Below are 12,877 nucleotides of genomic sequence, written 5' to 3'. Positions count from 1 at the left end.
GTCATCGCTCTCGTAGAGCGCGATCCCGTCCTCCCGGGTCAGCCGCTCACCCGCGTAGACCTTCGCCTCCAGCTCGCGCTTCAGCCCTGCGTCCATGCGGTGCCCCGCCTCCTCCGACTTCGAATCGTTGCCGGAACGAGCGTACGCCCCTGGCGCCCGCGGCCCCGTCGCGACCCGGGCGCGGCGACCTCAGCCCGCCAGCAGCTCCGCGAGCAGGGCCGGCTCGATGTTGCCGCCGCTGACCACCGCCGCCACCGCCTGGCCGCCGGTCTCGGCCGCGCGGTGGAAGTACGCGGCCGGGGCGACCGCGCCGGAGGGCTCGGCCACCAGCCGGCCACGGCGGGCCAGCAGGGCCACGGTGGCGCGGATCTCGTCCTCGGTGACGGTGACGATGTCGTCCACGTAGGCGGTGAGGTGCTCGAAGGGCAGCTCGCCGACCGAGGGGGTGCGCAGCCCGTCCGCGATCGTCCGGTAGGTGTCGGCGACCGGCCAGGAGAGCCGCTCGCCGGCCCGGAGGCTGGCCTGGGCGTCGGCCGCCAGCTCGGGCTCGACGCCGACCACCCGGACGCCCGGGCGGGTGAGCTTGAGCGCGGCCGCCGTGCCGGAGATCAGGCCGCCGCCACTGACCGGCACCAGCACGGTGTCCAGCTCGGCCGGGGCGTCCTCGGCGATCTCCAGGCCGACCGTGCCCTGGCCCGCGATGATGAACGGGTCGTCGTACGGGGGCACCCAGACGTAGCCGTGCCGCTCGGCCAGCTCGCCGGGCAGGATGTCGCGCTCCTCCGGCGAGACCAGGACCACCTCGGCGCCGAACGCGCGGGTGGCGTCGACCTTTACCGCCGGAGAGGTGTCCGGCATCACGATCACGGCCTTGATGCCGAGCAGCCCGGCCGCGTACGCCACCGCCTGCGCGTGGTTGCCACTGGACTGGGCGACCACGCCGCGGGCCCGCTCCTGCCCGGTGAGCGCGGCGAGCCGGTTGTAGGCCCCGCGGGTCTTGAAGGCGCCGGTCGGCTGGAGGTTCTCCGGCTTGAGCCAGAGCCGGCGCTCGCCGTGGGCTGCCCAGGGGGCGGGGACCAGCGGGGTTCGTACCGCCACCCCGGCGATCCGCTGCCGGGCCGCGCGCAGCTCCTCCAGACCGACCAGTGCCATCGTTTTACTCCCCTTCGGCTAGAGGGAGTTCGCTCACCCGGTTCTCCCACTTCGTGGAGAGTACGACGGTAGTACGGGTCCGGGCCACGCCTTTCGTTCCGGAGATCCGCTTGACCACCGACTCCAGGCCCTCCACGTCGGAGACCCGGACCTTGAGCATGTACGAGTCGTCACCGGCGATGAACCAGCAGTCCTCGACCTCGCCGAGGTCCTTCAGCCGGTGCGCGACGTCCTCGTGGTCGGCCGCGTCGGTGAGCTGAAGGCCGATCAGGGCCGTGACGCCGAAGCCGAGCGAGGCCGGGTTGACCGTCGCCCGGTAGCCGGTGATGACCCCGGCCTGCTCCAGGCGGTTGATCCGGTCCGTGACGCTCGGGCCGGAGAGGCCCACCAGTCGGCCCAGCTCGGCGTAGGACGCACGGCCGTTCTCCCGGAGCGCCTGGATGAGCTGTCTGTCCACCGTGTCCATATACCGTCCGCGTCCTTCCGAACCTCACCAGACCCACAGATCATTATCCGGATTCAAAGGCGCCATGCGCGGAACAACCCGGGTATCGCAGAGAACATACTCTCCCGCTCCCGGGCTCCTCACTCCCCCTCACTCCGGCTGCGCGGTGTGGCGCGCGGCCGCGCCCAACTCACCCTCCCAGCGCCGGTACAGCATGTGCGGTACACCGGCCGCGTCCAGCACCCGTCCGGCCACGAAGTCGACCAGCTCCCGGACGGTGGAGCCGCCCGCGTAGAAACCGGGCGAGGCGGGGAGCACGACGGCGCCCTGCGCGTCCAGCTCCACCAGGTGCTTCAGCGTCACCCCGTTGAGTGGCGCCTCGCGGACGCAGACCACCAGCGGGCGGCGCTCCTTGAGGGTCACGCTGGCGACCCGCTGGAGCAGGTCCTTGCTCAGGCCGAGCGCGATCCCGGCCACCGCGCCGGTGGTCGCCGGGACCACCAGCATGCCCTTGGCCGGGTAGGAGCCGCTGGACGGGCCGGCCGCGAAGTCCCCGGCGGGCCAGTAGCGGACGTCGTCGAGCTGCTCCGGGCCGAAGCGGGCGTCGTCGGTGGCCAGCCAGGCGGCGAGGTCGGTGCGCCAGTGCGCGTCACGGAACGAGATGCCGGTCTCGTCCAGGATGGTGAGCCGGGCGGCCCGGCTGACGATCAGGTCCACCGGCTCCCCGGCGGCGATCAGCGCCCGGATCACGGAGGCCGCGTACGGCGTACCGGACGCGCCCGAGACCCCGACCACCCACGGCTGACGCTTGTCTGTTCCCATGGCTCCCTTTCTATACGGAGGCCACCGCAACGGCCCCATCCGCCGTCACCCCTGGGAGGATGGGCGGCATGGCAGCGACCCTCGTCGACCTCACCCATCAGGTGACCACCGCGATGCCGGTCTACCCCGGCGATCCGGCCGTCGTCCTGGAGCCCGCGCTCACCACCGCCACCGCCGGGGTGAACGTGCTGGCCCTGCACCTCGGCTCGCAGTCCGGCACCCATGTGGACGCGCCGTACCACGTGGACGTCACCTGGCCGACGCTGGACGGCCTGCCGCTGGAGCGGTTCACCGGCCCGGCCGTCGTCGCCGACCTGCGCGGTCTGGAGCCGCGTGCGGAGGTGACGCCGGAGCTGCTCGCCCCGGCGCTGGAGCGGTCCGCGGAGGGCACTGTCCTGTTGCTGGCCACCGGCTGGGCCCGGCACTGGGGCACCGACGCCTACCTCGCCCACCCCAGCCTGACCGCCGGGGCGGCCGAGGCGATCGTCGCCGCCGGGGTGCGGACGGTCGGCGTGGACGCGCTGAGCGTCGACCCCACCCCCGATCCGGGCCCGGGCGACCCGGCGGTGGCCGCGCTGCTCGCCGACCTGACCGACGAGCACGACCAGCCGGCCGCCGCGGAGCCCACGCTGGCCGCGCACCGGGTGCTGCTGGGCGCATCCGGGGGCGGCGTGATCGCCGAGAACCTGACCGACCTGCGGACGCTGCTCATGGCCCAGCAGGCCGGGCGGCCGGTGGAGGTCTCGCTCTTCCCGCTGCGGCTGGTCGCGGCCGACGGCGCGCCGGTGCGGGCCGTCGCCCGGCTGGGGTGAGCGGGCGGGCTCGACCGCACCGGCTTGACCGGACCGGCTTGACCAAAGGGGGACTTGGTCTAGACCATCCCCGGCGGGCGCCGCTAGGCTTTCCCGCCATGGCAGAGATCATCGGAGTGATCGAGCAGCTCTGGCGCTACCCCGTGAAGTCCACCGGCGGCGAGCGGCTCGACTCCGTCGAGGTGGACGAACGCGGCCTGGCCGGCGACCGCCTCTACGCCGTGCGCGACGGCGCGGGCAAGTTCGGCTCCGGCAAGAACACCCGGCGCTTCCGCCGGATGGACGGCCTGCTCCGCCTCTCCTCCCGGCTCGGCCACCGGCTCGACGGCCCCGAGCTGTTCGACCCGCTCGGCCGGCCGGTCGCCGACCCGACCGCCTTCCTGCGCGCCTACCTCCAGCGCCCGGACGTCGCACTCGCCCGCGAGGACGCCGTCTCCCACCTCGACCAGCTCCCGGTCAGCGTGCTCACCACCGCCACCCTGGACTGGGTCCGCGCGGCCTGCCCGTCCACCGTCGTGGACGAGCGCCGCTTCCGCCCCAACATCCTGCTGCGCACCCCGCCCGGCACCCGGCCGTTCGTCGAGGACGACTGGTTTGGCCACGAGGCCCGCAGCGGCTCCAGCGCCGGCGCCCGGCTGGCCTTCGTCCGCTCCAGCGAGCGGTGTGTGATGACCACCGCCGCCCAGCCCGGCCTCCCGCACGCCCCCGAGATCCTCAAGGCCGTCGCCCAGGCGCACGACAACCGCCTCGACGCCCTCGCCGAGGTGGCGACTCCCGGCCGCCTGAGCGTCGGTGACGTCCTGTCGCTGGACTGAGCACGCGCAGCAGGACTCCGCCCAGCGTGCGCGGGCACCGGGGAACGTCTCCGGTCAGCCGGCCGCGAGCAGGCAGAACGGGTGGCCGGCCGGGTCCGCGTAGACCCGCCAACCACCGGCGTCGGACAGCCTGGTGGCGCCGAGCGCGAGCACCTCGCGCTCGGCGCCGTCGAGGTCCTCCACGTCGATGTCCAGGTGCACCTGCTGGGGGTGCGCCGGGTCGGGCCACTGCGGCGGCCGGTGGTCGGCGACACCCTGGAAGCAGAACACCGGGCCGCCCTCGGTGTGCAGGGTGGACCACGTCTCGTCCAGCGACCACCGCCGGTCCGGCCGGTCGACCTCGCCGCCCAGCAGCGCCGCGTAGAACCGGGCCAGCACGGCCGGTTCCGGACAGTCGAGGACGATGCACTGCAGCTTGCCGATCACGGTGTTCCTCCCAGGGTCCGGCTCGTTCCCGCCCACCGTGCCATGCGGGCGTCGTGCCCGCACGGCCGCCCGCCGGGCACCCGCTTTACAGCAGGTGCCCCAGTCGGGAGCATGAGCGGATGATCATGGGAGCCGGGTCGCCGGAGGAGCGGGTGGCGCGGATGCGCCGGGAGCGCGGGCTGCTCACACCCGGGGAGCTGATGGACCTCGCCGACCAGGGCGTCGTCGTACTCGACCCGTTCTCGGTGATCGTCTCGCGGCGGGTCCGGCTGCACCCCGGGAACGTGCTCTACCCCGGCGTGGTCATCGAGTGCGACGAACGCAGCGGTTGCCTCCTCCGGCGGGGGAACGTGCTGCACGGCGGCACCCTGATCAGGGCCACCGGCGTGCGGGGCCATCGTGATCGGCGCGCGGTCGGAGATCGGCGAGGGCGGTGCACGGATCAAGGCGGCCGGAACCGACAGCATCGAGCTCGGCGACGAGACCCGGCTCGGGGGCGGCGCCGAGGTGACGGGCTCCAGCCGGATCGGCTCCGGCGCTCAGGTGCTCGGGCAGGTCTCGGCCCGTTCGGTGGTCCTGGCCGCCGGCCACCCGTACGGCTACCCGGACCCGGACGGGAGGGGCGGGGTGCTCAAGGGCTTCGGCCGGGCCCAGGGCGTCCGGGTCGGGGTGGGCGAGGTCGTCAACGGCAAGGGCGACTTCGGCGACGCACCGGTCGAACGGCAGCGTGCCTACCACCCGGAGGCGCCACGGCTCGGCTAGGCCGGCCCCGTCCACCCCCGAGCCTCGCGCCGGCTCTCGGCGGCCACGGCCGCGGCGAGGCGCTCCAGCCCCTGCGGGCAGTCCCGGAGGAACAGGTTCGGCTCGATCAGCTCCAGCTCCATGACCACCGGCTCCCCCGCCTCGTCCAGCGCCAGGTCCACCCGGGCGAACAGCAGCGGGTCGGCGGCCGGGACCGCCGCGAGAGCGGCCCGGGCGGTACGGAGCTCGGGCTCGGTCGGCCGGTACTGGGTGACGCCGGGGTGCGCCGTCCGGAAGTTGTCGATCACCCCCGGCTCGGTCAGTACCGGGCTCTTGCGGATGGCGTGGCTGAAGGCGCCGGCGACGAAGACCAGTGCGCGCTCCCCCTCCTCCACCCGCCGGAGGTACGGCTGGACCATCGCCGTGCGCCCCTGGTCGAGCAGCAGGCGGGCATGGGCCAGGGCGTCCGCGGACCGGCCCGGCTCGTAGCGCGCGGTGTCCCGGGCGCCCGCGGAGACGGCGGGCTTGACCACCACTCCCCCGGCCAGGTCGAAGTCCGCCTCATCGCAGGGCGCGCCCGGGTCGAGGAACCGCGTCGGCACGACGGGGACGCCACGCCCGGCGAGCGCCGGCAGATAGCGCTTGTCGCTGTTCCAGCGCACCACGGGCGCCGGATTCCACAGCCGGGTGGCGCGGGCCGTCGCGTCGGCCCAGGCCAGGAACTCACCGAGCCGCTCCGCGTAGTCCCAGGTCGACCGGATGACCGCCAGGTCGAACCGCTCCCACCCCGGGGCGTCGGCGTCCCAGGCCACCGCCTCGGCCGCCAGGCCTTCGGCCCGCAGGGCGTCGACGATCAGCGGGAGGTCGTCGTCGTACTCGGCGCCGACGGCGCTGGTCACGACCGCGATCCTGGCAGCTCGCACGGAACTCTCCTGTCGCAGAGGGCCGGTTCGCCTTCGCGTGTGCCGGTCGGCCTTCAGTGTATTGACGGCCGCCGACGGCCGACCGCCGAGGAGTTCCACCGCGGCCGGAGCTCGGGGTGGTGGCCGGGGCGGCTGGGCAGGTGCAGGAGGTCCGGCGGCTCGTCCAGCAGGGGGTGAGCACGCGCCGGGTCGAGCTGGTAGGCGCCGCAGATCGCCGCCGTCGCCGTCCGCGCGCTCGTGGACGACGGGTACGACGGCGCCCGGTACCACCCGACCGGCCCCTCCTCGCCGACCCAGGCCGAGCACCTGCGGATCCTCGGGGAGGCCGCCGGCCGGCCCGTCCGGTGGGAGGAGATCCCCCGGGAGGAGGCGCGCCGCCGGATGCTCGGCAGCGGCCGGCCGGCCGGATCGTGGAGGACGCGCTCGACTTCACCGGCGCTCACATCGGCTCCCCGGAGCCGGTCACCTCCGCCGTCCGGGACGTCACCGGCCGGCCCGCGGGCTGGATGCCTGGGCCGCCGACCATGCGGAGCCGTTCCGCCGAGCTCCCCGGCCGAACTGCCTATGCTGGCAGGCATGATCAGGTTGGAGCGGCTCCGGAACGACCACGCGCCGGCCCTGCTGGCGTTCGAGCTGGAGCACCGGGAGTACTTCGCCCGGTCGGTGCCGGACCGCGGTGACGCGTACTTCGAAGGCTTCGCCGACCGGCACCGCGCCCTGCTCGCCGAACAGGACGCCGGGTCCTGCCACTTCCACCTCGTCGTGGACGAGCGCGGGGAGCTGCTCGGCCGCGTCAACCTGGTGGACGTCGAGGACGGCGGCGCCGAACTCGGCTATCGGGTCGGCGAACAGGCCGCGGGCCGGGGTGTGGCGACGGCCGCGGTACTGGAGGTCTTCCGGCTCGCCGCGGCCGACTACGGGCTCTCGACACTCACGGCCGTGGCCACGCTGGACAATCCGGCGTCCCTGGCGGTGCTCCGTCGCACCGGCTTCACGGCGGTCGGGGACCTCACCGTCAACGACCGCCCCGCCGTCCGGTACCGGCGCCGTCTGCTGGGCTGAACGCCTCAGCCCAGCGTGCGGATGCGCTCCCGGACGGCAGCCGGCGCCTTGGCCGGGGAGCCGGTGTCGAACGGTGGTTGGGGGTCGTACTCGGTGCAGAGCTGGATGGCCTGGGCGGTGACGTCGTCGGTGAGCAGGGCAGCCAGCCGGAGGGCCATGTCGATACCGGACGAGACACCCGCCGAGGTGATGATCCGTCCGCTGCGGACGACCCGCTCGGCGGTGTAGGTGGCGCCGTGGCTCTCCAGATCGGCGACGGCGCCCCAGTGGGTGGTGGCGGTGAGCCCCTTGAGCAGCCCGGCGGCGCCGAGGACGAGGGAGCCGGTGCAGACGGACGTCGTGAACCGGGTCGTCTCGTGCACGCGGCAGATCCAGTCGAGGAACTCCGGATCACCGGCGAGCGGCCGGGTGCCGTTGCCGCCGGGGACGAGCAGCACGTCGCAGGCGTCGACCTCCGAGTAACGGGTGGGAACGTCCACCGTGAGGGCGCCCAACGCGTCGCCGACCCGGCCCGGTTGCGGCGCGACGAAGCGCACCTTCGCGCCCGGCACGTACGCGAGGATCTCGTACGGGCCGATCGCGTCGAGCGGCTCGAAGCGATCGAAGAGCGGGATCACGATGTCCATGTCCCGCAGCGTAGGCACGGGTTGGACCGGCCTTCCATGCCCGGCGGCGAACTTCACGCCATCGAGTGGCCGCCCGCTCCCGCGGGAATACCAGCCGGCGGGACGACCCGAGACAGCGCCTACCGCCGCAGCCGGAACCCGCTCCGGCCTACTGCAGCGCGTCGAGCGCGGCCCCGACAGCGGCGCGGACCGCGTCGTGCTGCGGGCCGAGGGCGTACTGCGGGTCGCGCCAGTGGTCCTGCGGGTAGAGCCAGACCGGCATCCGGACGAGGTGGTCGGGCTCCCAGTCGAAGCGGGGCCAGACGTGGGCGTGCAGGAAGGCGTCCTTGTTGCCGAGGATCTCAAGGTTGACGCGCCGGAACGCCGGATCTGCGGCCCGGCAGGCCCGTTCGACGGCCTCGCCGAGGCGGTCCATGTCGGCGAGGTAGGCGAGCCGGCGCGGGCGCGGCAGGTCGGAGAGGCGCTCGACACCCGGTTCGTCGGTGAGCAGGATCGAGTATCCGGGCAGGAACTGGACGTCGCCGACGACGGCGAACCCGGCGTCCAACCGCCTCATGACGGTGGGGTTCTCACCGCGCAGGGCGCTTCCGATCCGGTCGGCCCGCCAGTCTGGAGCGGTCTCGTCGATCATGCGCAGATGCTACGTCCCGGCCCGCACGACCGTCCCCCGGTGGGTCGTTCGTCCCTCTGCACCACCACGTGACCCCCTGTGACCCGGATCACACCCGGCATGCCGATGAGTTCCGCTCACGCCCCCGGTCTTACCGGGCATGACGAACACCACCGCAGTGCTGAGCGCCCCCGCCGCCCGCACCCGCACCCTGCTGACCGCCGGCGCCGCCGCGGGCCCGCTGTTCCTGGCCGTGGGAATCACCCAGGGCCTCACCCGTGAGGGCTTCGACTTCGGCCGCAACGCCATCAGTCAGCTCGCGCTCGGCGGTCTCGGCTTCATCCAGGTGGCGAGCTTCCTGGTCACCGGCGTGCTGACGATCGCGGGCGCCGTCGGCCTCCGCCGGACCCTGCGCAACAGCCCCGGCGGCACCTGGGCCCCTCGCCTGGTCGGCGTGTTCGGCGCGTCGTTCCTCGTCAGCGCCGTGTTCAAGGCCGACCCCGGCGCGGGGTTCCCGGTCGGCGCCCCGGAGGGCCGGGTCGCCGAGCTCAGCCCGCACGGCACCGTCCACATGATCGGCGGCTCGGTCGGCTTCCTCGCCCTCTGCGCCGCCTTCCTGGTGCTCGCCCGGCACTTCGCCGCCGCCGGCGAGCGCACGTGGGCCGTCGCCTCCCGCGTCGTGCCGGTCGGCGTGCTGGCCGGATTCGCCGGTTCCGGAGCCACCGTCCTGGCCTTCACCGCCGGGGCCGCCCTCGGTCTGGGCTGGCTGACTGCCACCACCGCCAAGCTGACCGCGTGACAACCACCGGATCCGGATCACCACACGACCAGGAGACCCCCACCATGAGCACCGAACCCGCCAAGGGCCCCGCCGCCTACTTCCCGTCGATCGAGAAGAAGTACGGCGAGCCGATCTCGCACTGGAAGGAGCTGATCCGCTCCTCCCCGCTGACCAGGCACATGGAGCTGGTCGCCTGGCTCAAGAGCGAGCACGGTCTCGGCCACGGACACGCCAACGCCCTCGTCAAGCACACGCTCGACGAGGGCGGGAAGAGCTGACGTCAGATCCCGAGGCCGCGCACGACCAAGTCGACCAGTGCGAAGAAGAACAGCGAGATCCCGACGAACCCGTTCGTCTGGAAGAACGCCCGGTTCAGCTTCGACAGGTCGTTCGGCTTCACGATGGTGTGCTCGTAGACGAAGGCGCCGGCCACGACCGCCAGCCCGATCCAGAACGCGGGCCCGGCGTCGGTCAGCACCGCGTACCAGCCGAGCAGCAGCGTGGTGAGCACGTGGCAGACGCGGGCGCCCCGGATCGCCGCCGGGATGCCGAAGCGGGCCGGCACCGAGCGCACGCCGCCCGCCCGGTCGGAGGCGACGTCCTGGCAGGCGTAGATCAGGTCGAAGCCGCCGATCCAGATGCCCACCGCCGCGCCCAGGACGACCGCGTCCCAGGACCACGAGCCCGTGACGGCCAGCCAGGCGCCGACCGGGCCCATGGCCTGGGCGAGGCCCAGGATCGCCTGCGGGAAGTCCGTGAACCGCTTGCCGTACGGGTAGACCACCATCGGGACGACGGCGACCGGCGCCAGCGCGAGGCAGAGCGGGTTCAGCAGAGCGGCCGCGCCGAGGAAGACCACCAGCGCGATCGCCGAGCCGGTGTACGCGGTCTTCACCGACACTGCGCCGGTGACCAGTTCACGCCCGGCGGTGCGCGGGTTCCGGGCGTCGATCTCGCGGTCGATGATCCGGTTGGCGGCCATGGCGAAGGTGCGCAGGCCGACCATGCAGACCGTGACGATGAACAGCTCGCCCCAGTGCACCCGCTCGTCGGCGAGGAACATCGCCGTCAGCGCGGCGATGTAGGCGAAGGGCAGGGCGAAGACCGAGTGCTCGATCATCACCAGCCGCAGGAACGCCTTCACCTTGCCCGGCGGGACCTCCGGAAGCGCCGCAGCGGTGCTCACAGCCCGTACTCCTTCCAGCGGCGGTCCACCAGCTCGGCCGTGGCCGGGTCGGAGGAGACCATCTCGGGCCAGCCGCCGTCCCGGGTGTAGCCCTCCTCGGGCAGCTTGCGGGTCGCGTCGATACCCGCCTTGCCGCCCCAGAACTGCTGGTAGGAGGCGTGGTCGAGGTGGTCGACCGGGCCCTCCACCACCGTCAGGTCGCGGCTGTAGTCCACGTTGCCGAAGGCGCGCCAGGCGACTTCCTGGTAGTCGTGCACATCGCAGTCGGAGTCGACCACGATGATCAGCTTGGTCAGCGACATCATGTGGGCGCCCCAGATGGCGTGCATCGTCTTCTGGGCGTGCTTGGGGTACTTCTTGTCGATCGAGACGATCACGCAGTTGTGGAAGCCGCCGGCCTCGGGCAGGTCGTAGTCGACGATGTCCGGGATGATGATCTTCAGCAGCGGCAGGAAGAACCGCTCGGTGAACTTGCCCAGCGGGCCGTCCTCCGTCGGCGGGCGGCCGACCACGATGGACTGCAGGATCGGGCGGCGGCGCATCGTCACGCAGTCGATCTTCAGTGCCGGGAACGGCTCCTGCGGCGTGTAGAAGCCGGTGTGGTCGCCGAACGGGCCCTCGGGCAGCATCTCGCCGGGCTCCAGCCAGCCCTCCAGCACGACCTCGGCGTCGGCCGGGACCTGCAGCGGGACGGTCTTGCAGTCGACCATCTTGACCCGCTCCCCGGCGACGAAGCCGGCGAACAGGTACTCGTCGATGTCACCCGGCAGCGGCGCGGTGGCGGCGTAGGTGACGGCCGGCGGGCAGCCGAAGGCGATCGCGACCGGCAGCCGTTCCCCGCGGCGGGCGGCCACCGCGTAGTGGTTGCGGCTGTCCTTGTGGATCTGCCAGTGCATGCCGATGGTGCGCCGGTCGTGCCGCTGGAGCCGGTAGAGGCCGAGGTTGCGGATGCCGGTGTCCGGGTCCTTGGTGTGGGTCAGGCCCAGGTTGAAGAAGGAGCCGCCGTCCAGCGGCCAGGTGAAGAGGGCGGGCAGCTCGTCCAGGTTGACGTCGTCACCGGTGAGCACGACCTCCTGGACGGCGGCCTCGCCCTGCTTGACCTTGCGGGGCGGCACGTGGGCCATCGAGGCGAGCTTGCCGAAGGCGTCCCGGAAGCCGGTGAAGCCCTGCGGCAGCTCCGGCTTCAGCAGGCCGGCGATCTTCTCGGAGATGTCGTCCGGACCCTTGAGGCCGAGCGCCTTGGCGAGCCGGCGCTCGGTGCCGAAGACGTTCATCGCCAGCGGCATCGACGAGCCCTTGACGTTCTCGAACAGCAGGGCAGGGCCCTTGGCCTTCTGGACCCGGTCGACGATCTCGCCGATCTCCAGATGGGGGTCCACCTCGGCCTTGATGCGCTTGAGGTCGCCCTCCCGGTCGAGGGCCCGCAGAAAGGAGCGGAGATCGTCGTATGCCATGCCAGTCAGTATCCGCCACCCGATAGCCTGGCTCGGTCAAGGGCCCCCGTGAAGCCGCCGCCGCTTCGAGGCCGCCCGCCACCACCGCCGTCGCCGGGGGAGATCGCCGCCGTGCTGAGGATCCTGACCTTCGTCCTTCCGCTCGCCCTCTGGGTGTGGGCGTTCATCGACTGCCTGACCACGCCCGAGGAGGAGGTGAAGCACCTGCCCAAGGTGATCTGGGTGATCATCGTGCTGCTCTTCCCGCTGGTCGGCTCGATCGCCTGGCTGGTGGCCGGCAAGCAGCGCGGCGCCCTGCAGATCCGGCCGGCGGACCGCATCTCCGGCGGGCCGGGGTACGAGCGCCCGCGAGGCGGGCGGCCGCTCGCGCCGGACGACGACCCGGAGTTCCTGGCCTCGTTGAAGAAGGACGACAACCGGCACGAGGACATGCTCAGGCAGTGGGAGGCGGACCTGCGCCGCCGCGAGGAGGAGCTGCGGGGCAAGGACGAGCCGGAGGACGGCCGCAAGAGCTGACGCAGTCCCTCGGACAGCCCACCCGGGACCATCCGGGTGGGCTTCGGTGTTTTTGGCGTATCCCTACGACTGATCGGCCGCCGAAGCCGCTCCTTCCCGCCCGGCCGACGCCGCCGGAGCCTGCCCGCAGCGACTCCGCGGGTGGCCCGCCGACGCCCCCCGGCGACCGGCCTGACCTGCACGTTTCCTCATGTCCAGATCATCCGAACGGGACCCGGTGGACAGCATCGGGTAATCGAACGGGCACTGTCCGCACATGGGCTCCGGGGCCGGTTTCTGTGCAGCCCTGACATCTAAACGGACGCGACCTTGTACAGAATCGACGCCGAAACCAGCGCGGGGCCCCTCGTACAGTCATAAGTGAAGAAGTGATTCGCAGCCGGGGGCAATGCAGACGTTGGCTGTCGGACAGTTCCCTCACCCTTGGAGTGGTTCGAGATGACGGTTGTGCATGAGGCGCCGGTCGGCGACGAGATCCCCGAGGTCCCGGCCGACGCCCACGGGCG

17 protein-coding genes are annotated in these 12,877 nt (G+C 72.7%); 7 read left to right on the top strand and 10 right to left on the bottom strand.

Features of this window, described 5'->3' with window-relative positions:
- Positions 1-189: 189 nt before the first annotated feature.
- The 3 genes from ACZ3YO_RS39475 to ACZ3YO_RS39465 form a co-directional block, all read right to left on the bottom strand.
- Positions 190-1,152, bottom strand: coding sequence for a threonine ammonia-lyase (locus tag ACZ3YO_RS39475; protein WP_465579089.1), 963 nt, complete (start codon positions 1,150-1,152; stop codon positions 190-192).
- A gap of 4 nt (positions 1,153-1,156) precedes the next feature.
- Positions 1,157-1,618: an Lrp/AsnC family transcriptional regulator gene (locus ACZ3YO_RS39470; RefSeq protein ID WP_209417486.1), complete on the bottom strand. Its 462-nt coding sequence runs from the start codon at positions 1,616-1,618 to the stop codon at positions 1,157-1,159.
- 129 nt (positions 1,619-1,747) lie between these two features.
- Entirely contained in the window at positions 1,748-2,419 is a 672-nt protein-coding gene (locus tag ACZ3YO_RS39465; RefSeq protein ID WP_465579086.1) for a UbiX family flavin prenyltransferase, read from the bottom strand.
- A gap of 68 nt (positions 2,420-2,487) precedes the next feature.
- On the opposite strand from ACZ3YO_RS39465, the gene ACZ3YO_RS39460 reads away from it, so the two are divergent.
- A complete protein-coding gene (locus tag ACZ3YO_RS39460) occupies positions 2,488-3,231 on the top strand; it encodes a cyclase family protein (protein WP_465579084.1) in 744 nt (247 codons plus the stop codon).
- Between the two features lie 98 nt (positions 3,232-3,329).
- Positions 3,330-4,046, top strand: coding sequence for an MOSC domain-containing protein (locus ACZ3YO_RS39455; RefSeq protein ID WP_465579082.1), 717 nt, complete (start codon positions 3,330-3,332; stop codon positions 4,044-4,046).
- A 54-nt stretch (positions 4,047-4,100) separates the two neighbouring features.
- Here the strand turns inward: ACZ3YO_RS39455 and ACZ3YO_RS39450 are convergent, their stop codons facing one another.
- Positions 4,101-4,472: a VOC family protein gene (locus tag ACZ3YO_RS39450; protein ID WP_465579080.1), complete on the bottom strand. Its 372-nt coding sequence runs from the start codon at positions 4,470-4,472 to the stop codon at positions 4,101-4,103.
- Positions 4,473-4,871: 399 nt separating this feature from the next.
- On the opposite strand from ACZ3YO_RS39450, the gene ACZ3YO_RS39445 reads away from it, so the two are divergent.
- The gene (locus ACZ3YO_RS39445) at positions 4,872-5,234 is read left to right on the top strand and encodes a hypothetical protein (protein ID WP_465579078.1); all 363 of its coding nucleotides are present in this window, start codon (positions 4,872-4,874) and stop codon (positions 5,232-5,234) included.
- Here ACZ3YO_RS39445 and ACZ3YO_RS39440 read toward each other — a convergent pair.
- Positions 5,231-6,136 (bottom strand): ATP-grasp domain-containing protein, encoded by a 906-nt coding sequence (locus tag ACZ3YO_RS39440; protein WP_465579076.1) that lies wholly within the window; start codon positions 6,134-6,136, stop codon positions 5,231-5,233. The genes ACZ3YO_RS39445 and ACZ3YO_RS39440 overlap by 4 nt on opposite strands.
- A 53-nt stretch (positions 6,137-6,189) precedes the next feature.
- A complete protein-coding gene (locus tag ACZ3YO_RS39435) occupies positions 6,190-6,579 on the bottom strand; it encodes a cupin domain-containing protein (RefSeq protein WP_465579074.1) in 390 nt (129 codons plus the stop codon).
- A gap of 133 nt (positions 6,580-6,712) precedes the next feature.
- On the opposite strand from ACZ3YO_RS39435, the gene ACZ3YO_RS39430 reads away from it, so the two are divergent.
- Entirely contained in the window at positions 6,713-7,198 is a 486-nt protein-coding gene (locus tag ACZ3YO_RS39430; RefSeq protein WP_465579072.1) for a GNAT family N-acetyltransferase, read from the top strand.
- Positions 7,199-7,203: 5 nt separating this feature from the next.
- Here ACZ3YO_RS39430 and ACZ3YO_RS39425 read toward each other — a convergent pair whose 3' ends face one another.
- Positions 7,204-7,824, bottom strand: a complete 621-nt coding sequence (locus tag ACZ3YO_RS39425) for a DJ-1/PfpI family protein (RefSeq protein WP_465579070.1) — start codon at positions 7,822-7,824, stop codon at positions 7,204-7,206.
- Positions 7,825-7,972: 148 nt separating this feature from the next.
- Complete coding sequence (locus ACZ3YO_RS39420; protein WP_465579068.1) at positions 7,973-8,455, bottom strand: diadenosine tetraphosphate hydrolase; 483 nt, start codon at positions 8,453-8,455, stop codon at positions 7,973-7,975.
- A gap of 139 nt (positions 8,456-8,594) precedes the next feature.
- Here ACZ3YO_RS39420 and ACZ3YO_RS39415 point away from each other — a divergent pair, with 139 nt between their 5' ends.
- Both ACZ3YO_RS39415 and ACZ3YO_RS39410 read left to right on the top strand, forming a co-directional pair.
- Entirely contained in the window at positions 8,595-9,233 is a 639-nt protein-coding gene (locus ACZ3YO_RS39415) for a DUF998 domain-containing protein (protein WP_465579066.1), read from the top strand.
- 44 nt (positions 9,234-9,277) lie between these two features.
- Positions 9,278-9,493, top strand: a complete 216-nt coding sequence (locus ACZ3YO_RS39410; RefSeq protein WP_465579064.1) for a DUF4287 domain-containing protein — start codon at positions 9,278-9,280, stop codon at positions 9,491-9,493.
- A 2-nt stretch (positions 9,494-9,495) separates the two neighbouring features.
- On the opposite strand, the gene mqnP is transcribed toward ACZ3YO_RS39410, so the two are convergent.
- Both mqnP and ACZ3YO_RS39400 read right to left on the bottom strand, forming a co-directional pair.
- Positions 9,496-10,401, bottom strand: a complete 906-nt coding sequence (gene mqnP, locus ACZ3YO_RS39405) for a menaquinone biosynthesis prenyltransferase MqnP (RefSeq protein ID WP_396326120.1) — start codon at positions 10,399-10,401, stop codon at positions 9,496-9,498.
- On the bottom strand, positions 10,398-11,855 hold the full coding sequence (locus ACZ3YO_RS39400; protein WP_396326121.1) for a menaquinone biosynthesis decarboxylase: 1,458 nt from the start codon (positions 11,853-11,855) through the stop codon (positions 10,398-10,400). Before ACZ3YO_RS39400 ends, mqnP begins: the two co-directional genes overlap by 4 nt.
- A gap of 111 nt (positions 11,856-11,966) precedes the next feature.
- Between ACZ3YO_RS39400 and ACZ3YO_RS39395 the strand changes: the two genes are divergently transcribed.
- On the top strand, positions 11,967-12,371 hold the full coding sequence (locus ACZ3YO_RS39395) for a PLD nuclease N-terminal domain-containing protein (RefSeq protein WP_465579061.1): 405 nt from the start codon (positions 11,967-11,969) through the stop codon (positions 12,369-12,371).
- Positions 12,372-12,877: the final 506 nt, after the last annotated feature.

The sequence above is a fragment of the Kitasatospora sp. NPDC022785 genome (genome assembly GCF_055561295.1).
This window is presented reverse-complemented; position numbering and strand designations above follow the sequence as displayed.

What these genes read in the sequence shown, in the direction of transcription:
- ACZ3YO_RS39425 (WP_465579070.1), bottom strand. Translation starts at nt 7,824, where the DNA reads ATGGACATCGTGATCCCGCTCTTCGATCGCTTCGAGCCGCTCGACGCG.
- ACZ3YO_RS39465 (WP_465579086.1), bottom strand. Translation starts at nt 2,419, where the DNA reads ATGGGAACAGACAAGCGTCAGCCGTGGGTGGTCGGGGTCTCGGGCGCG.
- ACZ3YO_RS39420 (WP_465579068.1), bottom strand. Translation starts at nt 8,455, where the DNA reads ATGATCGACGAGACCGCTCCAGACTGGCGGGCCGACCGGATCGGAAGC.
- ACZ3YO_RS39470 (WP_209417486.1), bottom strand. Translation starts at nt 1,618, where the DNA reads ATGGACACGGTGGACAGACAGCTCATCCAGGCGCTCCGGGAGAACGGC.
- ACZ3YO_RS39400 (WP_396326121.1), bottom strand. Translation starts at nt 11,855, where the DNA reads ATGGCATACGACGATCTCCGCTCCTTTCTGCGGGCCCTCGACCGGGAG.
- ACZ3YO_RS39410 (WP_465579064.1), top strand. Translation starts at nt 9,278, where the DNA reads ATGAGCACCGAACCCGCCAAGGGCCCCGCCGCCTACTTCCCGTCGATC.
- ACZ3YO_RS39455 (WP_465579082.1), top strand. Translation starts at nt 3,330, where the DNA reads ATGGCAGAGATCATCGGAGTGATCGAGCAGCTCTGGCGCTACCCCGTG.
- ACZ3YO_RS39430 (WP_465579072.1), top strand. Translation starts at nt 6,713, where the DNA reads ATGATCAGGTTGGAGCGGCTCCGGAACGACCACGCGCCGGCCCTGCTG.
- ACZ3YO_RS39475 (WP_465579089.1), bottom strand. Translation starts at nt 1,152, where the DNA reads ATGGCACTGGTCGGTCTGGAGGAGCTGCGCGCGGCCCGGCAGCGGATC.
- ACZ3YO_RS39415 (WP_465579066.1), top strand. Translation starts at nt 8,595, where the DNA reads ATGACGAACACCACCGCAGTGCTGAGCGCCCCCGCCGCCCGCACCCGC.
- ACZ3YO_RS39460 (WP_465579084.1), top strand. Translation starts at nt 2,488, where the DNA reads ATGGCAGCGACCCTCGTCGACCTCACCCATCAGGTGACCACCGCGATG.